Annotated in this window: 19 protein-coding genes; 13 read left to right on the top strand and 6 right to left on the bottom strand. The window is 71.9% G+C overall.

Annotated features, from left to right (window positions below):
• Positions 1–289 precede the first annotated feature (289 nt).
• Complete coding sequence (locus LQ327_RS09580) at positions 290–1168, top strand: hypothetical protein (protein ID WP_230731948.1); 879 nt, start codon at positions 290–292, stop codon at positions 1166–1168.
• Positions 1169–1767: 599 nt separating this feature from the next.
• On the opposite strand, the gene LQ327_RS09575 is transcribed toward LQ327_RS09580, so the two are convergent.
• Positions 1768–2166, bottom strand: coding sequence for an LEA/WHy family protein (locus tag LQ327_RS09575; protein WP_230731947.1), 399 nt, complete (start codon positions 2164–2166; stop codon positions 1768–1770).
• 289 nt (positions 2167–2455) lie between these two features.
• The gene (locus LQ327_RS09570; protein ID WP_230731944.1) at positions 2456–2887 is read right to left on the bottom strand and encodes a L,D-transpeptidase; all 432 of its coding nucleotides are present in this window, start codon (positions 2885–2887) and stop codon (positions 2456–2458) included.
• Positions 2888–3498: 611 nt separating this feature from the next.
• Here LQ327_RS09570 and LQ327_RS09565 point away from each other — a divergent pair.
• On the top strand, positions 3499–3969 hold the full coding sequence (locus tag LQ327_RS09565) for a hypothetical protein (protein WP_230731943.1): 471 nt from the start codon (positions 3499–3501) through the stop codon (positions 3967–3969).
• Between the two features lie 540 nt (positions 3970–4509).
• On the opposite strand, the gene LQ327_RS09560 is transcribed toward LQ327_RS09565, so the two are convergent.
• Both LQ327_RS09560 and LQ327_RS09555 read right to left on the bottom strand, forming a co-directional pair.
• Positions 4510–5415: a hypothetical protein gene (locus tag LQ327_RS09560; RefSeq protein WP_230731942.1), complete on the bottom strand. Its 906-nt coding sequence runs from the start codon at positions 5413–5415 to the stop codon at positions 4510–4512.
• 390 nt (positions 5416–5805) lie between these two features.
• The gene (locus LQ327_RS09555; RefSeq protein WP_230731940.1) at positions 5806–6015 is read right to left on the bottom strand and encodes a hypothetical protein; all 210 of its coding nucleotides are present in this window, start codon (positions 6013–6015) and stop codon (positions 5806–5808) included.
• Between the two features lie 225 nt (positions 6016–6240).
• Between LQ327_RS09555 and LQ327_RS09550 the strand changes: the two genes are divergently transcribed.
• The 3 genes from LQ327_RS09550 to LQ327_RS09540 all read left to right on the top strand — a co-directional run bounded on the left by LQ327_RS09550 (position 6241) and on the right by LQ327_RS09540 (position 8912).
• Entirely contained in the window at positions 6241–7305 is a 1065-nt protein-coding gene (locus LQ327_RS09550) for a G1 family glutamic endopeptidase (RefSeq protein WP_230731938.1), read from the top strand.
• 208 nt (positions 7306–7513) lie between these two features.
• Positions 7514–7963 (top strand): hypothetical protein, encoded by a 450-nt coding sequence (locus tag LQ327_RS09545; RefSeq protein ID WP_230731936.1) that lies wholly within the window; start codon positions 7514–7516, stop codon positions 7961–7963.
• A gap of 418 nt (positions 7964–8381) precedes the next feature.
• Positions 8382–8912: a hypothetical protein gene (locus LQ327_RS09540; protein WP_230731934.1), complete on the top strand. Its 531-nt coding sequence runs from the start codon at positions 8382–8384 to the stop codon at positions 8910–8912.
• Positions 8913–11167: 2255 nt separating this feature from the next.
• On the opposite strand, the gene LQ327_RS09535 is transcribed toward LQ327_RS09540, so the two are convergent.
• Positions 11168–11878, bottom strand: a complete 711-nt coding sequence (locus LQ327_RS09535) for a hypothetical protein (RefSeq protein ID WP_230731933.1) — start codon at positions 11876–11878, stop codon at positions 11168–11170.
• Positions 11879–12810: 932 nt separating this feature from the next.
• Here LQ327_RS09535 and LQ327_RS09530 point away from each other — a divergent pair.
• The 5 genes from LQ327_RS09530 (at position 12811) to LQ327_RS09510 (ending at position 16959) form a co-directional block, all read left to right on the top strand.
• Positions 12811–13554 (top strand): recombinase family protein, encoded by a 744-nt coding sequence (locus tag LQ327_RS09530; protein ID WP_230731931.1) that lies wholly within the window; start codon positions 12811–12813, stop codon positions 13552–13554.
• Between the two features lie 193 nt (positions 13555–13747).
• Positions 13748–14362 carry a response regulator transcription factor gene (locus LQ327_RS34655; protein ID WP_230731929.1) on the top strand — a complete coding sequence of 205 codons (615 nt, stop codon included), beginning with the start codon at positions 13748–13750 and terminating at the stop codon, positions 14360–14362.
• A gap of 430 nt (positions 14363–14792) precedes the next feature.
• Positions 14793–15212, top strand: coding sequence for an IS110 family transposase (locus LQ327_RS33780; RefSeq protein ID WP_308286270.1), 420 nt, complete (start codon positions 14793–14795; stop codon positions 15210–15212).
• Positions 15184–15330, top strand: coding sequence for a hypothetical protein (locus LQ327_RS09515; protein WP_230733221.1), 147 nt, complete (start codon positions 15184–15186; stop codon positions 15328–15330). The genes LQ327_RS33780 and LQ327_RS09515 overlap by 29 nt, the downstream gene beginning before the upstream one ends.
• A 324-nt stretch (positions 15331–15654) precedes the next feature.
• Complete coding sequence (locus tag LQ327_RS09510) at positions 15655–16959, top strand: Fic family protein (protein ID WP_230731926.1); 1305 nt, start codon at positions 15655–15657, stop codon at positions 16957–16959.
• A gap of 138 nt (positions 16960–17097) precedes the next feature.
• On the opposite strand, the gene LQ327_RS09505 is transcribed toward LQ327_RS09510, so the two are convergent.
• Positions 17098–18183, bottom strand: a complete 1086-nt coding sequence (locus tag LQ327_RS09505) for a LacI family DNA-binding transcriptional regulator (RefSeq protein WP_230731924.1) — start codon at positions 18181–18183, stop codon at positions 17098–17100.
• Between the two features lie 119 nt (positions 18184–18302).
• On the opposite strand from LQ327_RS09505, the gene LQ327_RS09500 reads away from it, so the two are divergent.
• The 3 genes from LQ327_RS09500 to LQ327_RS09490 are packed head-to-tail and all read left to right on the top strand — an operon-like array spanning position 18303 to position 21527.
• Entirely contained in the window at positions 18303–19274 is a 972-nt protein-coding gene (locus tag LQ327_RS09500) for an asparaginase (protein ID WP_230731923.1), read from the top strand.
• A 52-nt stretch (positions 19275–19326) separates the two neighbouring features.
• Positions 19327–20223, top strand: coding sequence for a nitrilase family protein (locus tag LQ327_RS09495; protein WP_230731922.1), 897 nt, complete (start codon positions 19327–19329; stop codon positions 20221–20223).
• Positions 20224–20258: 35 nt separating this feature from the next.
• On the top strand, positions 20259–21527 hold the full coding sequence (locus tag LQ327_RS09490) for a hypothetical protein (protein ID WP_230731921.1): 1269 nt from the start codon (positions 20259–20261) through the stop codon (positions 21525–21527).
• Positions 21528–21751 lie beyond the last annotated feature (224 nt).

Raw genomic sequence — 21751 nt, 5'->3', positions numbered from 1 at the left:
CCAGCAGGGCTGAGGCGAGCGGTCCTCACGATCGCGCCGCCCGGACGGGGCCCGAGGTCGATCGACGGCTCTGTGGCGCAGGAGCCACCGGAAGTGGTGACGGAACGTCATCGCACTCTTACGTAGAGTGTGGGCGTCGATTCGGCGGCGAGATCTCGGGGGGAGCATGCGCGAGCAGCGGGGCCGACCTGTGCTGCGACGGGGCTGGCGACGGCGCCCACCGCGGGTTGCGGAGTCGGATGTCGTCGCCCTCGGGGTCCATGAAGGCGACGACGGCACGCCCGGATACGTGTCCCGCCCAGCCGATCCGGTCCTCAAGCAGCTCATCGAGGACGGCGGCCCGCTGGTCCTCGCGCACGGGCCGCGCCTGGCCGGGACGAGCCGGGCGCTCGTACACGCCGCACGACGCCGGATTCCCGATCACCGGAGCGTGAAGTTCCCGGAAACCGTCCGGGGGTCGCTAACGGAATTGGTCGCCCGGGCCGGGCGCTGGGTGGGACGCCCCCACGGAGTGGTCATTTGGCTTGATGACGCACACCTGGCGCTGCTGGCCCAGATTGATCGCGATTTTCTCCGGTCCGTGCCCGACGGGCTGCGCCTGCTGGTGACCACCCGGCAAGCGGTCATCGACTCGGGCGCCCTGCCCGAGCACACCCAGGAGGCGCTTGAGGAACACCGGGTCGTCTTCGACACCGACGAGACCCCGGGCGGCCCCGCGCCTCGTCATCGGGTCGTCGAACAGTTGGCCCGCGCCCGCGATCAGCTCACCCCGGAGCACCGCCGCGTTCCGGCGCTGGCGCTGTTGCGCGCTGCCGTCGACTGGGATCGCTACCAGATCCCGTTCCCGCTGGATCGGGGCACGCTGAGGCAACTGGCGATGCTGTACTGCCGAGATCTTGAGCCGGCCCCCGACCGGCGCCGCGACGCCGCCCTCGATGCCTTGCTCGATGCGCTGGTCGACGTCCCGGGCCGGGGGTGGCTCTCGGTGACCATCCGCGACGGGTTGCCCCACCACCGCCCCCACCCGCTGCTGACCGCGGCCGCCGAGGAACCCGCGACGGCATGGATCACCTCGCAGACCGTCTGGCAGGTCTACGCCGAGCTCCCAGCAACCGCGTTGCACTCCACCACGCTGGTGGCCCGCGTGAGCGCCGATGCTGGCCCGTAGTGGCTGGCTACGACCGGGAAGTGTGAAAGCGCGAGGTCATCCACGTCGGAGGTCGGAATCATGCTCGAGGCCGAGTCGTGGACGCTACCTCGAAAGATCAAGCGCTGCGGGCTGTGACGGCGATCCTCGCCCGTACCGCGCGGTTCTCGCCCCCCGTTCCGGCGGGCCCTGCCCGCCGCATCCCGGGGCACCGCGCCGAGCCGCTGGCCAGCGTATTTCGCCACGCGGGCGACCTCGCACCATCACCGCCTACACAAGGGCATAGCGTCGATCCGCTTGGCGCTGCAGCCGTGTACGACACCGCCGCAGGCCAATAGGACAACTCCAGGAGCATCTGATGTCGGGTTCCCCGGGCCGATCAAGCTGCGGGGGAGTGTCCGTTGAACGGGCGGTCGCGACCCGAGATCGACCGGGCGCGAGCTGGCGTCGGGAAGGGTCCTGATCGATCTCGACGAACAGCTCGACGAACCTGGTGGACCCGCCGGACCCCGAGCACATCAGGCGCCCCGGCCCGCCCCGAGCTGGTCGCCACCCTGGGGTTCGGCGGCGACGACGACGACCGCCTCACCCGGCTTTCATGCCGGGATCGCTCCCACGAATCATGGTGTCGGTCGGAGTGTCACTCGGAAGGGGAGCGTGAATGATTGACCTTGGCAGGCGTTGTCGGCATCGGTGGACATCGCGACGGGCACCGGAAAAGTCGCGGTCTGATACGGGCCGATGCCACCGGCCGGGTTGTCGATCTGGGCACTCGTGACCGTTCCGGCGGCGCAACCGTTGGCCGTTGCGCCCGAGGAGCTCGCCGAGATGCGTTGCACACTGACCGGGTAAGGATTCGGGTTGCGGACCGTGACCGAGTACGTGGTCTTAGATCCCGGGTAGAGCGTCGGCGGACCGAGGGGGGCGAGACCGAGGACCTGCCCGTCGGCGGGTCCTGCGGCGTTGTTGCCGACGCCGGTCACCCAGACAACCAGGACCACGGCCAGGCAGCCGCCCACGAGGATCGCTATCCGTGTACTCGGAACTCGTGGCCGCAGAGCGGTGCGCATCGCGTGTTCTCGCCTCGCTGAATCGGTGATGGTCCCCAGTCGTGGCTGAGACTCCTTCGGGCGACCGGGGTGACGTCGACTCACCAGATCAGGGGGGCGGGGCTGATCGCGGTGACCCTTCTGCTTCCCGGCTCCCCGCGGAGCGGGGGTCGCGATCCCGCCGGGCCCGGCTTCAACACGGCCGACGGAGGAATTCGATGATCACCGGTGCGCGGCGGTCGTGTGTGCACAGGCGATATCATGGCAGAATCTCGACCCGGTCCCCGACCGAGAGGGCGTTGTAGAACGCTTCGGCGTCGGCGGGGGCGAGATGAATGCAGCCGCGGGACTGTCGATGCAGGTTACCGCCGTGTAGGGCGTCGCCGCGATTGTCGAAGAACACCGACCACGGCATCGCGCCGTAGGGGCTCATGTGGTGAGCGTCCTTGCGTTGCACGGTGAATCGGCCCCTCGGTGTGGCCATTCCCGGGGCCCCAGCGGTGATCGGCACCGGGCCGCGCACCACGGTGCCGTGGGCATCGATCAACCACGCCCGCGCGGCGCCGAGTTGCACACACACCCGCACTGCGGTGGTGCACGGCGTCGCGCCGGCGGCCATGGCAGGAGCGGGCGCCAGGGCACCACCCCCGGCGAGTAAGACCACGACGAGCACCGCCAGGACAACGGCCATCCGCCGAGCGTGAGCAGGCCTGAGCGACATCAAGTTCTCCGATCCACCGGCCGGCTCGCACCGGCCGACGATGACCGGTCACGCTTGTCCCAGGACGCCGCGGGGCGCTAGCTCTGCACGGCCGGCACCACCGCATCGGGTGAGACCACCCGCCCCGGCGGGCCCGGCACGCCGAGCCGACCTCCGGCCTCGGCCTGCTCCCCGCCAGGAACTGCACTGTCGGAGAATCGGCGTTCCGAGTGAATCGCCGGGTCGTCACCCGTCCGTGAAGCGCCGGAGCCGTCTTCCCTGCTCAAGGACGGGCCCGTGCGTGTCGGGAATAGTGTGACCATCCGAAATGTCGGAAACGAGGCAATCGCCGAGCAGATACGGAGCCTCTTCACTTCCTCGCCAAGCGGTCGCCATGAGGCGCCGAGCGGACGTTCGAAGGGCGAATTGTGCGTACGACACGTCAAGTGCTCGCGGCGCTGGCCGCAATGGTCGGAAGCGTCACCATGCTGCCGACCACCGAGGCCATCGCGAATGCTGAGCCGAACACGAGCCATCCGTCCGACGATCACGCGATCACCTCGCGTCCTGACGCGGACGCGCTTTCCCGGTATCCGCGGCCGGTGTGCGTGCTGCACCCGTCGACGGTGATCCTGCTCGGTGCCCGCCAGGCCCCACCGGAGTGCCACCAGCTGGGACCGCGACCCGGCGATGACGTATCGGGGGCGGGCTCGTCGGCGGCGTCGACGGCCGACCCGGCCGGGCCCACCGACGAACCGGTGCCGTCATCGACCGACCCCGCCCCCGATCCCGGCAGTGACTCGACCGGTCCGATCCCGGACGAGCCCAGCCCGGCCGGCGGCTCGGGAGACACCGGGACCGAGACCCCGGCACCGACGACCGTGCCGACCGATGCCCCGGCGGCCACCGCGACGCCCAGCGCCGGCCCGGACCCCGCCGTCACGCCGTTCTCGGCCGCCCACCGGGCGGCCCCGGCTGATGCCCATCCCAGTAGCGCGCCGGCGGATCCGTTCGGCTACCACAGTCCGCTGCACGGGGTCAGCGTCCGCGAACCGTGGAACAACCCGATGTAGCCGCGAGCGAACGGGCCAAGGCCCGAGGCCCGGACGCCCGCCCGGGGCTCGCCGCGTTGTTGGCCCCTCCCCGCGGCCTGGCTTTGGTCCGCCGTGGCGATGCGGTCCGCCGCCCGCCTCCCCGCGGGGCTGACAGAGAAAAGTCCGCCCGCCTAGCAGCAAAGCATCCCCACCGAAGGGTTGCTTATGTCGCCCGCAGCCGCCGGGCGACATGCCTTCTCCCTTTTCCGAGGACGGTTCCACTATGCGTAAATCACGGGCCGCGATCACGGCGGCCTCGCTCATGCTCGGCGGGATGATGGTCGCGGCCCCCTACGCGAACGCCGGTGACGCACCCGGCCCGCCGTCCCCGGGCCCACCCCCACCCGCGCATCCCCGTCCACATCCGCATCCTCCCTACCGCCCACCCAGGCCCCGGCCCCCGGCAAGGCCCCCGACAACGGTCCCGTCACGACCGCCGGCCTCGACACCGCCCTCGTCGACACCGCCCCCGACCTCGACAGCGCCCTCGTCGCCGGCGGCCTCGTCGCCGGGTGCTGCTCAGCCGACGACGCCTTCCTCGTCGGGCATCGGGGGAAGCCCCGCGGTGCTCCCACCAACGGCTGGGTCCGGCACGCCATCCGACACCACCTCCACCGGCACCTCCCCCGCGGGCACGGGTTCCGGCAGCAACACCACCGGCACCACCCCCGCGGGCACCACCCCCGCCGACACCACTCCCGCGGGCACCACTCCCGCGGGCACCACCCCCGCCGACACCACCCCCGCGGGCACCACTCCCGCGGGCACCACCCCCGCCGACACCACTCCCGCGGGCACCACTCCCGCGGGCACGGGTCCTGGCGACAACACCACCACCGGCGCGGCGTCCAGCGACGTCACGTCCTCCGGCACGACGCCGGTGGACGCCACCGGGTCGGGTGCGGTGAGCACCGGCACGACTCCCGCCGGGGTCCCGGCCGATGGGCTGGACGCTGGGAACGGCCCGGCCGATACCAGCAGCGACACCTCCTCGAATTTGCTCAACGGCTTCAGCGATCTGGCCGGGTTCCTCGACGACGACTCGACCTCGGCCGCCACGCCGAGCACCCCGGCACCCGGCAGCACCAGCTCCACCTCGACGGCGGGGGCCTCCGCCGGTTCCTCGGGTGTCACCTCCACGCCCACCGCCCCGGGATCGGGGGCTCCGGCCACGCCCACGGCTCCCGGCGCCACGACCGTCGGCGGGACCTCGGGCGCCGGTGGCACCTCGCCGTCGACGGCCGTGACATCTCCCCCGGCCTCGTCACCGGCAGCAACGCCACCGGCAGCAACGCCACCGGCGGCGACATCGCCGGCGGCAACGTCCCCGGCGGCGGGGGCGAGCGCGGGCTCGGGGGGTCTGCTGAACGGGTTCAGCTCGCTGTATGGCGTCCTGGACGACACGTCGACGTCCTCCTCGGACACCACGGCCGGGGCTACCGGTGTTCCGGGGGCGGGCCCAACCGGTGCGGGAGCCGCCCCGACCGGCGGGGTGGCCGGGAGCTCGAGCTCGGCGAGCTCCTCGGGGTGCGCGTCCTCGCCCTCGGTCGCCGCGCCTGCCGGCCCGGTCGGCGGTGGTGCCCCGGGGTCGGGGTGCGCGCCGGTCCCGGCGTATCCCGCGGGCCCGGCGTATCCCGCTGCCCCGGCGGCCTCTTATCCGGTCGTCGGGCCGGCCGGATACGGCGCGGCGGGATACGGCACGGCGGGATACGGCGCCGTGCCCGCCGGATACGGGTTTCCGTCCTATCCGAGCGGGCCGGGACCGGGCTATGGCTATCCCGGCGCCCCCGGTGTTCCGTCCTATCCGGGTGTGGGCTACCCGGCCTCGACCGGGTGCGCCTGCGCCCCGCCGCCGCCGCCCCCGTGCGGCTGTGGCCGCGGCGCCACCCGGACGCCCGCGGCGCCGTCGCGCGGCTCCGCGCCGTCTGCGGCGGTGCCCGGCTCCGGCCGGGCCGCGGTGGCCGGGGCCGGACGACACGCGCTCGAGACGGATCCGGGCCGGTCCCCTGCCAGGTGGACGGTCACGGCGACTCCGGCGAGCTCCACCCGCGGGGGACGCCACCGACCCGGGAACCTCCCGGTCGCCGCTCCAGCCACCACGAACAGCCGACCGTCTCCCCGGTCGGGCAGCACCCAGAGCGGCGGCGCACCGATCGCCTCGACCCCGGCGCCTGGTCCGGCCGCAGCCGGCGGCGACCCGGCCCGGCGCGGTGGGAGGCCGACACGGTGATGGCGCGCTCTCGGATACCGGTGGCCTACCTCGCCGGCCTGGCGGTGTTGGTCGTGGGCCTGATGATGGCGGTGGCCGGACCGGCTCCCGCCGCCGCACGCAGCGTGCCGTCCTACAACTGGTCGGGCTACGCGCTGCGCGGCGCGCCGCCCATGGACGCGGTCGTGCTGGAGTTCACGGTTCCCCCGGTCACCTGCACCGCCGACAACCAGGCCCTCTCGATCTGGGCCGGCTTCGGGGGGTTGCTCGAACAGTCCCTGGTCCAGGCCGGGGTCCAAGTCCGCTGCCACGGCACCACCCCGGTCTACCAGCTCTTCGAACAGCTCACCCAGGGCACCGGCGCGTCCACCGAGGGCCCCACGGTGTCCCCGGGCGACACCGTGCGCGTCGTGGACTGCCCCGCCGTGAGCACCACCTCGACCGGGAGCTGCCAGCCCGGCGCTGCGTCGGCCGCGCCGTATCTGACCTCGGTGGCGGTCCGCCCGGCAGGCCAGGGCACCTTTGAGGTCTGGCCGGCCAGCCAGACCCCGACACCGTGGGTCGTCACCCGCCGGGAAGCCGAATGCATCATCGAACGGCCCCGCGACGCCACCACCCTGGCCTTGCTCGACGCGCCCCAGTTCACCCCACCGGCGCTGCGCTGCCAGCCCTACACCTCGATCACCACCCCGGTCAGCCCCGCGCCCATCTTCGACGGCGGCAACGGCTACTCCGCCTACCGGCTGGTCATCACCCCAACCCCCACGACCAGCCCCACCACCACCGCCACTCCCAGTACCACTCCCAGCCCCACCGCCGGCGCGGCGGCCACGTCGACGGGACCACCGGGCGGGACCTCGAAAGACCTCGCCGGCCGGCAGGCCACCTCCCCGACCCCGGCACACCCGGACCCGTCGTCCCGGCCGCGACCAGGTCCCCCGGCCGGTGCTTCCACGATCGTCCCGGGGCCGCTGCAGCGCCTCGGTGACACCGCCGTCACGGCCACCGGGCGCCCCGGCCGATCTGCCCCGGCGGTGGAGTACAGCCGCCCGGCGCCCAAGCCTTCGCTCGGCCTCGGCGGCGGCCCGGTGACCCGCCATCGCTGACCCGCTCCCACCCGAGGAACCGGCGCCCGCGAGGCCCACCCGCCTGACGACCACACGACTGACGACCACACGACTGACGACCACACGGCTGACGACCACACGGCTGACGACCACGTGACTGACGACCAGCCCCTGTACCCGGCGCCGCTCTCGGCTCCGGACCTATCGGCCCACCCCACCGCCGCGACCTAGCCCCTTGGAGGCCATCGTGTCCCACCCCATCACCACCCACCGCCTGGTCGGCGTCGTGGCCGCCACGCTGACGGGGGTACTGATCCTCGCCGGCGCCGCGTGGGCCGACAGCGCCCCGACCACACAGCCGCGGGCGAGCACCCTCTCGCTCGGGCCCGTCACCCTGCCCAACGCCACGGCCCGAGTGTGTGTCAACAGCAACTGCCGGCTCACCCCACCGCTGGCGGCGGCAGCGATGAACCTCGCCGCCGCCGGCAGCTCCGCCGCCCCGGGCCAGGCTCCCGACATCACCCAGTCCAACTGCGCTACCGGGGTCGGCATCGCCGCCCAAGCCTCGGGCGGGGCCGGCACCCTGACCGGGACCCTGAACCTGCGATCCAGCAACGGCGCCCAAGCCATCATCCCGATCAAGCAGTCGGTCACCGCCACCGCCCCATTGACCCTGACTGTCTGCACCACCGGTTGAGCCGCCCCGGGAGGGCCGGGCCCGGGCCGGGTCGGCGCACCCGACCCGGCCGGGCACTCGCCAAACCCAGCGGGCACACGGTCGGCTCCGCACGGCCAGGCTTCACAGCGGATGGGAGAGAACCGGTGACCCGGCGAGCTGACAACTCCTCGGGATGTCTCGCCTGACGGGAAGACACAATTCATCCGTCAGTGCAGATCTCGTTCGTGTTCTCTGGCCGTTCATTCCCGGTGGCGGCCCTACTCTTTTCAACGCCGACACCGGGACCTCTCCCGCGTGCGCGGTCAGCGGGAGGGCCGGACACGCGAGCAGATCATCCAGGAACGAGTCACTGGTTCGTGCTGCCTCCCGCGCTCATCGCCATCGGCCGGGCCCCACCTGCCCGATTCGCTCCCGGCCACTCGAGAAGGAACGCCCGGTGACCAGTGATCCCTTCCCCGCCCTCGGCGCACGCCTCACACTGCGGGCCCGTCCCACCGCCGCCCCCGCCGGCGCGGTGCCGTCGACGGTGCTCGCCGCCGCCCCGTCACCGGAAATCTGGGTGGAACTGACCGACGAACTCACAAAACTGGTCATCGAGTTCGCCGCCCCATCCATCAGCTTGGCCGGTCCGGCCCTGCAGACCAGCTGTGCACACGAGGCCGCCGACGTCCTCGAGGTCTGCCTCACCCGCGGACCCCGGGCCGCCACCGCCCAACTGCTCGCCGCGGCCGCCGAACTGATGACAATCAGCGGCCGGGGCATCGACACCGGCCAGAGGGTCGCCCCGGACTGCCAGGAGCTCATCACCGCGCTCGGTCCCCGGTGGCAGTGCAGCCCTGCGGCCCGACGACCCGCGCTGGCCTTGCGCCATCTGCGAACCGTCGGCCGGCCCGCACATCAGGGGGCCCGACGGGCGGAATCAACCGCCGCGTCCATCCCCGTCGACCGCGATGCCGCGGATCAATAGGACCCGGGCCGACGTACCACCGCCGCCAGCACCAGCCGCGGGAGCGAGCATCCGCGCCGGGCCGGTCCCCGGACAACATCGCACGCAGATCGGCGCCGGGAACTAGCCGCGGCCGGCCGAGTCGCGGGCGAGGGTGAGACCGATACCGTGTAGCGCCTCCGCGATCGCGGCGTGCGAGGGCGCGCATTCAGGCAGGACAACGTCAGAGTGTCGACATTTTCGACCGCGGTGGTGTTGTCGCTGGGATCGTAGTACTCGAAACGTATCTGGACGCTGGCGACGAGATCGGTGGACCGGAACCGGTACCCACAGCCCAGACAATGCAACGGGGCCGACATTAGTCATCACCCGTGTTGAGGGTATCGACCGGTCCGTGTGCCGGGTACGTCGAACCCCGACCGATCTTGTTTCCGGTAAGCCACGAACTCGACGGTACGCGGAAAGGTCCCGGCGTGGACGGTGACTTCGCGGCCACCCTACCATCGCGTGACAGGCACCTTGAGACCGCGCAGAAATGGCCCGCGCAGACCGCGCATTGAGCCGCTGGCCCTGGCGCGCCAGCCGCGCGCTGATGGTCTCGACACCGCATCGGGCGGGTCACGCGCGACGGAGGCATGTCGCATCCGGCAGGGGCCGGTCGCGTCGCTTCCGGTGAGGCGGGCCTGCCGACCCACGTACCGCAACGGAGCGGCCGAACCGTTAGGACGACGTCGGCGGTCAGCGTGTGGCATCCCGGGCGGGGATACCGCGGGGAGCGCCGGGGCACCGGTAGAACGCCGGAACGCGCACCTGGCATCCGCAGTCCGGGCAGGTTCGCCGCTCCTGCCGACCGCGATCAACCAGCACACCGGGAGGGAAGGTGCGGCGTCGACCGCGGCAGGCCGGCCCGGGACAGATCAGCTCCTGGTGCCAGACCAGATGCTGCGGATAACCGGCGCTCATCGAGGACTCCCGACCAGGACGCCGGGCCGCCCGAGCGGCACAGAGTCGCCACCGTCACCGCGATGTTGGTGACCCGGGGTCAGATCTCTCGAATAGATCTTCGCCCGAGTTGACACGCGATGCCGTGGTGCCCAGGAAACTGGTTCGCTAAGTCTCAACAGTCCTCCGCGGCTTTCCTGTGAATCACGCCCCCAAAACCGCCGCCCTGGGGAAGCGATCGCGGTTCGAAGGTCGCGATCGGTGGGCCCGAAAGCTGAGAGCGGCCGGGCGTCCGACGGGAACGGTGCGGCGGCCTCGAACATCCGGGTGGGCCGACCCGTGTCAACCCGGCCCACCCGGATGCCACTTTCCCTTCGAGAACGTCGCAGTAATGCGGCGCACCAGACGTTAACCCCAATGGCCGCCCTCCGCTGCGGGCGTTTCCGCAACATCACCCGAATGTGCCCGTCGCTCCCGGAAGACCGCCACTCGTCCGGGCAGCGACAGTCCCCATAGCCGGTTTCCCCGACGCGCAGTTTCCGGCACAGCCCCGGCCAGCCGACCGGCCAAGAATCCCGTCGAGATTCCTCGCATCCGCTGGCACCAGCATCCAGCGATGGGTTCGCGGCGCTGCAGCAGCCGAACCGCACCGGCCCGGCTTGGTGCGGGTCGCGCAGCGAGAGCGTGCTCGGTTGATCGCCCCGTTCTCGATCGTTTCGGCGATCCGGTGGCTCGGGCCGAGGTCGAGAATCGGCTCGAACCGGCGCATCGGTCATGCTCCGCGATGTCGGGGGCGGAACCAATGTCGCCGGTGGCGGGCCGGGCGATGTGGGCACCGTTGCGACTGCGCCCGTCCAACCAGACCACCTTCCAGGCCGACGGACGGGCGTGAAGGCCTGGACCGCGAGATCGCGGAGTTCAGCGGCGTGGTCAAGACGGTAACGGGACGACGCACCGCACGCGGTGGATCCGGAAGCCCACCAACCGCTGAAAGTGGCGCGGCCCGCGGGGCAAGCCTGGCCGGGACGCACGCGTCGAGCAGGCAGCCGATCGTAGTCGACATCTGTTTCCCGGCCCGCCCACGCGGGCGGCAGAGCGGCGCGACTGCTGACGTCCCCGGCGAGCCCGTCGGGCCCGGCCCAAGCTTGGGTGCGGCGCCGAGGTGGGTCGGCGGGTAGACCAATGCAGCCGACCCACCCCGGCCCGTTCCGCGATCTCCCCGCCGACCCCACCGGTGACACGACGGGGTTGGCGGTGCCCAAGCAGTCCCTCGGGGGTCGGAGGACCTCCCGGGCGTGGGTTTCGCGGTAGCCGAGGCCCAGAGGACCGCCGGATCAGACGGTGGTGGCGGTGCCGGTGTCGCTGGCCGCGCCGCCGTCCCCGGCGCTGGCCCCCGACCCGGCGGTGTCGCCACCGCCGCCGGTGTCGCCACCGCTGCCGGTGTCGCCACCGGTGGTGCTGGCGGTGGTGGCGGGGTCGCTGCTCGCGACCGGGGCGTTGACCGGGGCGACCACGGTGGTCCCGGAGCCGTCCCCGGCGGCGGGCACCGTGGTGGCGGTGCCGGTGTCGCTGGCCGCGCCGCCGTCCCCGGCGCTGGCCCCCGACCCGCCGGTGGCGCCGCCGCCGGTGCTGTCGCCGCCGCCGGTGGTGTCGCCACCGCCGCCGGTGTCGCCGCCGGTGGTGCTGGCGGTGGTGGCGGGGTCGTTGCTCGCGACCGGGGCGTTCACCGGCGCGACCACGGTGCTCGGCGGGGCACCGATGATCGAGCCGAGGTCCCCGATCGGTGACGACGGGCCCGGCTGCCGGTCGCGGTGGTGCCGGTCGCGGTGGTGACCATGGTGCCGGTCGCGGTGCTGCCGGTCCCCGTGGTGCTGATCGCGGTGCGGGTTGCAGTCCCGGTCGCGGTGCCGGTCGCCGTGGTGGCCCTGGTCGTGGCTCTGGTCCTGGCTGCTGCTCGAGGTGGCTTCGCCGGCGTGCGCGACCGGGGTGAACACCGCCATCCCGGCCGCGGCGCCGAGGACCACGCGGCTGACCTGCTTGAACATCGAGTTTCGACTCCCTCGTGTGAGCGGGGTGGTCCCGGCGCCGAGCGGCTCGGCGGGGCGGGGTCCCGCGGGTGCGGCGCCGTCCAGGCCGGGGTCCCCCAGCGCGTGTGGGAACCGGCCGTGGGTGGCCGACAATTTCTCGACACCCTTTTATGACAGCACCGGGAACTGGTTGTTCGCGGCAGCGACAACTCCCGCCCGGCAAATCTGGCTACGGCTTTTCCGTCGGTGCCGCCCGAAGGAGTGAGAAACCACATCGGGACTTCAGTCGCGAGGATCGACACTCTCGGGTGACGTCCCGGGAATTCCCGTCACGCATCCAGCGGCCCCGGCGTTGGCCAGGGTGCGCTGTTTCTCTCGTGCGGCGCTTCCCGCAGGGGCCGCGGCATCCGGGTGGGCGCTCAGGGGCGGACGGACCCGCCCACCCGGATGCCTCCGGGGCCCCACCCCGTGCTGGGCGCCCGCGCCCCTAGCCCCGGCCTCCAGCAGCGGAAACACACCAGGGATTCGGCTCGTCACCGCCTCCCCGGACCCGCCGCACTCCGGTTTCCCGCCACCCGGCGACGGAGGCGTCAGCGCCTGCCGCGAGACGACCCCACATGCAGAGCACCGGAATGGCACAGCGCCCGACTATGCGTTCGCATATGCGTTTTCACGCCGTGGCTGCATTCAGAACGTCGCCGAATCCGGCGCGGCGTTGGCCGCCGCGGGACGTCGACGCGGCTGCTCCCGCCGGTCGTTCCCGGTCGCGCAACGAAGTCTCTGGCACACAATCTTTCGGATACGTGGTGGACCATCTACGACGGGAAGGGTGTCGAGAACACGGACCGTTGTTGCCGGGCTCCTCTAATTCGGGGTCGCGGCTCGACCCGGACGCCATTGTCCTGTACTTATTACGTTTCTCGTACAACGAGCTTGCCTGGGGGGACCGGTTGAGCGCGAAACTGGATCATGGACGGGTCGCGGCGCAGCCGGCGGCGGGGTCGGGCTCGAGGATCGGCTACGGGCGGGCCGCGGCCGTGTCCCGCGCCGAAGCCGGCCCGGCCGCCGAACAGCGGACCGCGCTGCTCGAGCACGGCTGCGGGCGGGTTTATCTCGACACCGCCACCCGGCGCGGTGAGGGCCACCGCCCGGAACTGCAGGCCTGCCTGGCCTCGCTGCACCCCGGCGACACCCTGGTCGTGGTCAGCCTCGACCGGCTCGGGCGCTCGCTGCCCCAGCTGGTGAAACTGCTCAACGACCTGCGCGACCACGGGGCCGGCTTCCGCGCCCTGCACGAGGGCCTGGACACCACCACCCCCGGCGGACAACTGATCTTCGAGGTGTTCACCGCGCTGGGCAGCTTCCAGCAGGAACTGCTGATCGAGGGCACCAAGGAGGGCCTGGCCGCCGCCCGCGCCCGCGGCGAGCGGCTCGGCCGGCCCCCCGCCCTGACCCCCGACCAGATCCAGGCCGCCCGCGCCATGCTCACCGACCCCGGCAACTCCGTCGCCTCGATCGCCCGCCACTTCGCCGTGAGCCGCTCCACCCTCTACAAGCACCTCCCCGAACTCGGAGGAACCGCCCCCACCCACCCACCGGCAGACCACCACCACACCGAGACACCCGAAGATCAGCCAGGAGACTCCGGTGGGAACCCGGACAGGTCAGGTAGCCAAGCTCCGCGCTTCGGGTGAGCTCCCCCGAGCCTTGATCGGAATGGCAGATGCCGACCCTGTGGACGTGGCGGGCCAGCAGCGGGGTCGCGAGGTCGACCGGCACGAAACCTTCACCGCCAGGGCTGAGGCGTTCAGCCGGACCGGTGACTCGGGCTAGGTCGCACAGTCTGTGGGTCCTAGCCTCCCGAGCCCCGGGCAGGCAGGAGTGGTGGTGGCGGGGTATCTGGTGTGCGAGGACCGGGCCGGGTTGCGGGCGGGGTTGACCACCGACCTGGCCGCCGGGGTGATCGTCGAGCTCGTCGGTGGCCCCGCCGGGGTGCACGCGCTCGATGATCCCGACCGGCTTGTCGAGGCGTGGGCGGCCGCCGAGCCCGAGGTGGTGGTGCTGGGGGCGGGCAGCAACCACCGGCGCACCCTGGCCGGACTCCGGGCGCTGCTGGCGCACGCCCCCGACGCGCTGGTGCTGATGGCCGGCAGCGGCATCGACCACGAGGTGTGTCCCGAGGCGCTGGTGGCCGGGGCCCGCGGCTACCTCACCCTGCCCGAGCCCGACCACACGCCCGGCCCGGAGACCGGGTCGAGTCCACACCGCGCGGCGCCGGCGTCCGAGCAGGCCAGACCGGAGGCAAAACCCGTACTCACGGAGCCGGAAGCTGAGCTCCTCGCTGGAATGAGCCGGGGCGAGACCGGCGCGCAGCTCGCGGCGCGGCTGGCGCTGACCCCAGAAACGATCAAGTCCCAGACCCACCGGATGTTCGCCACCCTCGGGGCGACCAACCGGGCCGCCGCCGTCGCCGTCGGGTTCCGAAGCGGACTGCTCACCTAGAGTCCGGACGTGTCACGATCGAGCGTCGTCGGCAAACGATCTCGGTCCAGTTGTCATCTTTCGCGTGAGCGCCGCGCCACCCGGGCGACCCAGCACACCGAGCCGGAGCCCCGTCTACCGGCGGCGCTCCTCCCCCCGCTACCACCTTGTTTGATCTCCGGCAGGAGATCAGGTCTGCAGCCATGATCTTCGAGGCGTCGATCGGGTTCGCTCGCCCGTTACCTGCCGTCCCGTTGGGCTGGCTCCAAGAACGCTTGTAACCCGATCGACGCCGCCGACGGGGGTGGCTTGAGAGAGGTCTGCACTGCCCGAAGTTGGTCCGCCCTCCTCGTCGAACAACCATCGGGCATCGTCGAGGAGGTCAGGGGTCGAGGAAGCCGGCACAGCAGCAAGACTCAGTGGTGATCGCGGTCGATCCTCACAGGGCGTCGTGGACCGCGGCAGCGGTCGGTCCGGGGGTCACCGCGTTGGACACCGTGCGGGTGCCGGTCGGCTCGCAGGGATATCGCGAGCTGCGGCGCTCGCGGCCCGCTCGCCGGAGGTCGTGTGGGCGATCGAGGGCGCCACCGGGTTGGGCGCACCGCTGGCTGCCCGGTTGTCCGCGGATGGCATCGACGCGGTGGATGTGCCCGCGAGGCTCGCCGCGCGGGTGCTGATGCTCTCCACCGGGCATGGCCGCAAAAGCGACAGCGATGATGCGATCTCGGTCGGTATCGCCGCCTTGACCGCGGTAGGGCTGCGCAGCGCCGCCGTCGACGAGACGATCACCGCGCTGCGCGCCCTCACCGACCACCGGGACGACGTCGTCCGGACCCGCGAGCATGCGCTCTCGGACCACCAGCCGCGGTAACGCCCGCAGTCACCTGCCCGAGCTGCGCCGCCAGATCGCCGAGACCGACATCCAAGCGACCAACCGGGGGACGGCGGCTTCCGTCGACCCGGGCATCTCCAAGGCCCATCCCCACTAGAGGAACTCACCCACTCGACCGGCAGTCGATTCATACTCGATGAAGCCGAAGAGGACGGCCTCAGAGACAGCCCACCACCGCGCGACGGGTCGACCCCGACATAAAGCCGACTTATCGGACCCTTCGGGCCGATGACGGCGTGATCGAACTCGGCGGCCTCGAGGGTCCAGGGGGTTGGACGTCCTGTCGCCGCGCGGGAAACAGCTACCGTTCAGAGCCGCGAACCGAAGCTTAATCAGCAACCTGACCCGGCCCCGCTGACCACCGAAGGATAAGGGGCTATCCTTACCTCGCAGTGCACCGCGGGCAAGGTTGGGCGGCAAGGTGGGCAAGTGGCACGACCGGCGCTGGGCACCCGACCTGGGGGCGCCTCACCGGCGGGACCAGCGCGGCGGCATCTATCAAGCCTACGAGCCCGGCCCGCTGTGCACCTGGCCCATCGTGGTCAGTGTCGAGATGTCGGAGCTCCTCGCGCGTGCCGAGGCCGCGGTGCGCGCCCTCGCGGTCGGGCCCGAGGTCGGCGGACTCGAAGGACTGGCAAGGTTCCTGCTCCGGTCCGAGGCCATCGCCTCCTCGAGGATCGAGGGGCTGTCGGTGTCACCGCAACAGGTCGCGCTCGCCGAACTCGCTCAGAGCGAGGAACTCACCGGTAAGTCTTTCTCCGAGAACGCCCGGCTGGTCGCCAACAACATCACCATCCTGCGCAACGCCGCGTCGACCCTGGCCAGCGCGCCCACCGTGGACCTCGCCGGGATCGACGCCCTGCATCACGCCCTGCTCGAGGACCCGGACCTGCACGACCTCCGGACCACCCAGAACTGGATCGGCGGCAGCGACTACCACCCCCTCGAGGCCCAGTTCGTCCCCCCGCCAGCGTCGTACGTCCCATCCTTGATGGAGGACCTGGTCGCCTACGCCAGCGGCGGGACCCACTCGCCGATCGTGCAGGCCGCCTTGGTGCACGCCCAGTTCGAAACCATCCACCCCTACCGCGACGGCAACGGCCGGGTGGGCCGGGCGCTCATCCACACCGTGCTCACCCGCCGCGGCCTCACCCCATCGGCGATCCTGCCGGTCAGTCTGGTCCTGCTCACCCGCGACCGCGACTACCTCGACGGCCTGACCGCGTTCCGGTTCGACGGCGATCCGGGCAGCGCGAACGCCCGCGAAGCGGTCGACCGGTGGCTGCAGGTGTTCGTCGCCGCGACCATCGCCGCCGCCGAGCAAGCCGCGGACTTCGCCCACCAGCTCAGCGACCTGCACGACCAATGGCTCCAGCAGCTCGCCACCCGCCGAGCCGAGCAGGGCACCCGAGGCCGCCCCCGCGCCGGCTCCACCACCGCCCGGCTCGTGGAACGGCTACCCGAGTTCCCACTGTTCACCATCCGCACCGTGCAGGACGTCCTCGACGTCTCCGACGTCGCCGCCCGAGCGGCCGCCGACGAACTCACCGAAGCTCACATCGTGTCCAGACGCCGCATCGGCAGCACCACCGGCTATTTCGCCACCGACGTCTTCGAACTGCTCACCATCGCCGAACGCCGCCTGGCAAGCACCCGCTGGGACACCCGAGAGGCCCCACCCAACCGCCCCGTCCCCGCCCTACCCGCCGAGGACGGCCAACCCTGATCAGGCCGCGAAAACAGTCTCCCCCGCAGACATAGAGCCGACTTATCGGCTCGGAGGGCCTCCGTTCCCGTCAGAGGTTGTTTCCAGGCGAAGGCTCCGTGCTCACTGAATCTCCGTTCGACTGCGCAGATGGCGCTTTCAGTTGGCCGGACGAGGCTGAATCTGCGGGGCCCGGTGGGCGGTGACGCTGCTCGCGGTGGTGCTCTCGCGGGCGCTGAGGGTAGGGGCGAGCCGTTCGGGTGCGACGGTTTCCCCGGCCAGCACCTGGAGCAGCAGCTCGATCGATCGGGCGCCCATGTCGTGCATGGGGGACGCGACCGAGGTCAGTGGCACGGGCAGCTCGGCGGCGATGGGGATGTCGTTGTAGCCGACGATGGCGATGTTGTCCCCGACCCGCAGCCCGTGCGCGGCGGCGGCGCCGATGGCGCCGATGGCGGCAAAGTCGTTGACAACGAACACCGCGCTGGGCGGCGGGCCGTGCTGGGCCAGCAGCGCGGTGGTGGCCACGCGGCCGCCGGCGACGTCGAACGCGGAGTGCAGGATGCGGTGGCCGGGGACGGGGTGGCCGGCTGCGGCGTAGGTGGCGGCGAACCCGGCGCTGCGTTCGTGGCCAGTGCTGGCGTAGGGCTGACCGGCCAGAACGGCCACGTCGGTGTGGCCCAGCTCGAGGAGGTGTTCCGCGGCGAGCACCCCGCCGGCGTAGTCGTCGCAGGTCACCGCGGGGTGGTCACCGGCGTGCCGGTTGGTCAGCACGAACGGGACGTGGCGGGCGACCAGCGAATCGACCAGATCGTCGTCCGCGAGGCGGGCGTCGCCGATTATCAGTCCGTCCACCCGGCGAGCCAGCAACATCTCCAGCGCGGCCCAGCGCTGGTCGGCGACGTCGCGGCCGTTGACCACGAAGGCCTGATAGCCCAGCTCGCGGGCCCGCTCGTCGATGCCCTCGTAGATCGTGGAGAGCACCACGTCGGTCAGCCGCGGCACCAGCACCCCCACCAGGTGGCTGCGGCTGGTACGCAGTCCGGCACCGTGCGGGTTGCGTTCGAAACCGATCTCCGTGGCGACTCGCTGGATTCGCGCGATGGTGTCTTTCGACGCGGCGCGCGCCCCCGCTGGCGGTGTCTGGGTCAGCGCCCGGGACGCCGTCGAGACGTGCACCCCGGCCAGCGCAGCAACGGTGCGCAGCGTGGGCCGCCCGGAGCCGTCGAGGTGGGGCAACGTCATCGCTCGAGTCTCCTCCCCGGCCAGACCGCCGACATGAGCCCTTGTGGCCCTCCACCGGGCCACGCTACGTTGCGCAAACGTTTGGCGAAAACGATTGGGTAGATGTGGACACGATCGCGGTGATCACGACCGGGGGCACGGCGGCCAGCCGGGCCCGGCCCGGGGGCGGGGTCGGGGTCGCGGTGGCCGGCGCTGCGTTGCTGGCTGAGGTTCGCGCCCCGCAGGGTTGGCGGGTCGAGGTGATCGAGGCGATGAGCGTCAACAGCTACGCGCTCTCGCTGGCCGACCTGGACCGCCTCCACGAGACCGTTCGCGCCGTCCTGGCTCGTCCGGAGGTCGGCGGGGTGGTGGTGGTGCACGGCACCGACACCCTGGAGGAGACCGCCATGCTGGTCGCGCTGTCTCACGACGACCCGCGGCCGGTGGTGTTCACCGGCGCGCAACGCCCCCACGACCATCCCGAGGCCGACGGTCCGGGCAACCTGCAGGACGCGGTTACCGCCGCGGCCGCGCCCGGCCTGCGCGGCCGCGGCGTGGTGGTGTGTTTCGCCGGGCGGCTCGATCACGCGATTGGCGGCCGCAAGGTCCACACCAGCGCCCTGGAGGCGTTCGCGGATCCGGACCATGCCCCGTTGGGGTTCGTCGACGGCGACAATGTGCAGGTCCGAGGGCGACCCGGTTCGTGCCGCGAGCGTTCGGTGCTGCCCGCCGCGCCGATCGCGGGACTGCGGGTCGGGGTGATCCCGGTCTACCCGGGGGCCGATCGGTCGGGTCTCGACGCCGAGATCGCCGCCGGCGCTCGGGGGCTGGTGCTCGAGGCCACCGGCTGCGGCAACGCCAACCCCGACATCGTCGCCGCGGTCGCCGAGGCCCGGGCGGCGGGGATCGCGGTGCTGGTCTCCACCCGGGTGCCCGCCGGGGCCACCCGCGCGGTCTACGACCGCGGCGGCGGAGCCGACCTGGTCCGCGCCGGCGCGGTTATGGCCGGAGACCTGCGACCGGGCCAGGCCCGGATCCTGCTGCTGGTGCTGCTCGCCCACCAGGCCGAGCTCAACGACGTCGCCGTGCAGACCTTCACCGCCGCTGCCTGATCACCGCCGCTCCCGCGGCCGTTCGTCCGAGTCCGTCAACCAAGGAGGGCCCATGCGCTCACCGACCGACCCCGCCGTGAGCCCCGTGCGTGTCGCGGCGCTGCAGACCGACCCCCAGGTCGGGGTGGAGAACAAGAAGGCCAATCTGGCCGAGACGCTGCGCGGGATCGAGCAGGCCGCCACCCAGGGTGCCCGGCTGATCGTGCTGCCCGAGCTGGCCAGCACCGGTTACAGCTTCGACACCCGCGAAGAGGCCTACGCCCACGCCGAACCCGTCCCGGACGGACTCACCTGCAGCGCCTGGATCGACGCCGCCGCCGCCCACGACGTCTACCTGGTGGCCGGGCTCGCCGAGAGCGACGGCGTGGCGCTATACGACACCGCAGTCCTCATCGGCCCCGACGGGTACATCGGCCGCTACCGCAAGACCCACCTGTGGAACCGCGAAAAGCTGATCTTCACGCCGGGCTCGGAGTACCCGGTGTTCGACACCCGCATCGGGCGGATCGGGCTGCTGGTGTGCTGGGACATCTGGTTCCCCGAGGTCGCCCGGATCCTCGCCACCCAAGGCGCCGACGTCATCTGCAGCGTCAACAACTGGGTCTGGACCCCGCCGCCGCTGTTCGACGAGGCCGGCAACTGCATGGCCTCCTACCTGACCATGTCGGCCTCGCACGTCAACAACATCCCGTTCATCGCCGCCGACCGCGTCGGCGAAGAGCGCGGCGGGAAGTTCCTGGGCTGCTCACTGATCACCGGGGTGAACGGCTGGCCGATCGGCGGGATCGCCGACGCCGAGGCCACCACCACCCTCTACGCCGACCTCGACCTCGTCGAGTCCCGCTTTGCGGTGGTCTGGCACTCCCTCAACGACCTGCCCCGCGACCGCCGCGTCGACCTCTACGACCCGCTACTGGGCTACACCGGCGGCACCCCGCTCCCGCGATGACCCCCGCGACCCATCCCGACGAGGAGCCCCGCCCGATGACCACCCCACCCGCCCCGCACCCCGACTCCTCCGCCCTCAACCGGCCCGGCCCGACCGCCTCCGAGCCGGGCCCGGCGCCGGCGCGCCCGGAGCTGACCCTGCCCGGCACCGTGCTCGGCGCCACTGTCGCGGTCGTACTCGCCGCGGCGCTGGCGCTCGTGCTGCTCGCCGTCACCGGCCACGCCGCCGGCACCAGCTATGACCAGTGGACCGCCGAGCTGCCCGGGAACCTGGCCGCCCGGGCCCGGTGGGCACTCGGGGACATGACCGAGCCGCAGTTCTACAAATCGCCGATCGCCGCAATCGGGCTGCTCGCCGGCGCCACCCTGGGATGGTGGGCCGGGCGCCGCGGCTACCGGTGGGCCGGTCGGGCCATCTCCTATGGCAGCGGGCTCTGGCCCTGGATCCTCGGGGCCGCCACGCTGAGCCTGGCCCTGTCCAACCTGGCCTTCGGGTGGCGACTTCGAACGACCTGGCAGCCCACCTTCATCCCGTTCGTGTGCGTGGCCACCGGGATCGTGCTCATCCATGGCCGCGGCTGGCCGGTCCTGCTCACCGGCGCCGTGCTCGGCGCGGCCACCACCACCCCGCTGGCGATGCTGCTCATCGCCACCATCACCGGGCCCCTCGGGCTTCCCCTGGTCGTCGCCAACACCGCCGCGATGTCGATCGGCACCACCGTGTCCTACCTGCTCTGCCGGGTACTGCCCTGGATGCCCGGACCGGCACCAGCCCCCACGGAGTCACCGGCACCGGCCACCGAACCCGGCCCGATGCGCCCGCCCACCGTGGTCTCCGACGCCGTCTGGACCGCGCGACGGGTACTCACCGACTTCACCGAAACCCAGTTCTACGCCAACGAACTAGCCAGCCTCGGTGTCCTCGCCGGCATCGTCATCGCCGTCCTGGCCGACCCCACGCTGCCGGCCTACGGCACCGGACTGATCCCGCACATCCTGCTCGCCCAGGCCCTGACCTCGGCGGTCGGCGTGATCATGTGGCGCGCGCTCTACCGCCACGGCGGCTGGGCCCCCACCTACATCTCGGTGGTCTCCGTCGCGCCCGCTGCGGTGATCACCTACCACGGCAGCGCCACCGCGATCGTCGTCGGAGCCCTCGCCGGGGCACTGCTGTGCCCCGTGATCGCCCGGCCCATCTCCGCGCGGCTACCCGCCGACTTCCACCCCTTCATCGGCAACACCACCTCGATGGCGATCTCCACCGCGATCATCGTCCCGCTCATCGGTCTCCTCCCCGGGACATGACCAGAACCAGTCACGGCCCGTTGAGCGCCACCGTCGTCGATGCGCCAGGAAACGCTATTGGTCGTCGTGCAAGTCCGCGCAGGTAGAACGGATAGGCCTGTGGGCCGCCCCAAGCGGCGAGACGGGAGCCCCAATGAGGCGGCCCTCTACAGATCGCTGGTTCCTTAACCCCGAACCTGCGGACCTCGATCACGCTGAGCGATCAGATGTGACGTAGACCGGAC

It is taken from the genome of Actinomycetospora endophytica, from assembly GCF_021026375.1.
Classification (GTDB): Bacteria; Actinomycetota; Actinomycetes; order Mycobacteriales; family Pseudonocardiaceae; genus Actinomycetospora; species Actinomycetospora endophytica.
The sequence above is the reverse complement of the archived record's forward strand: the minus strand, read 5'-3'. Positions and strand labels throughout refer to the sequence as shown.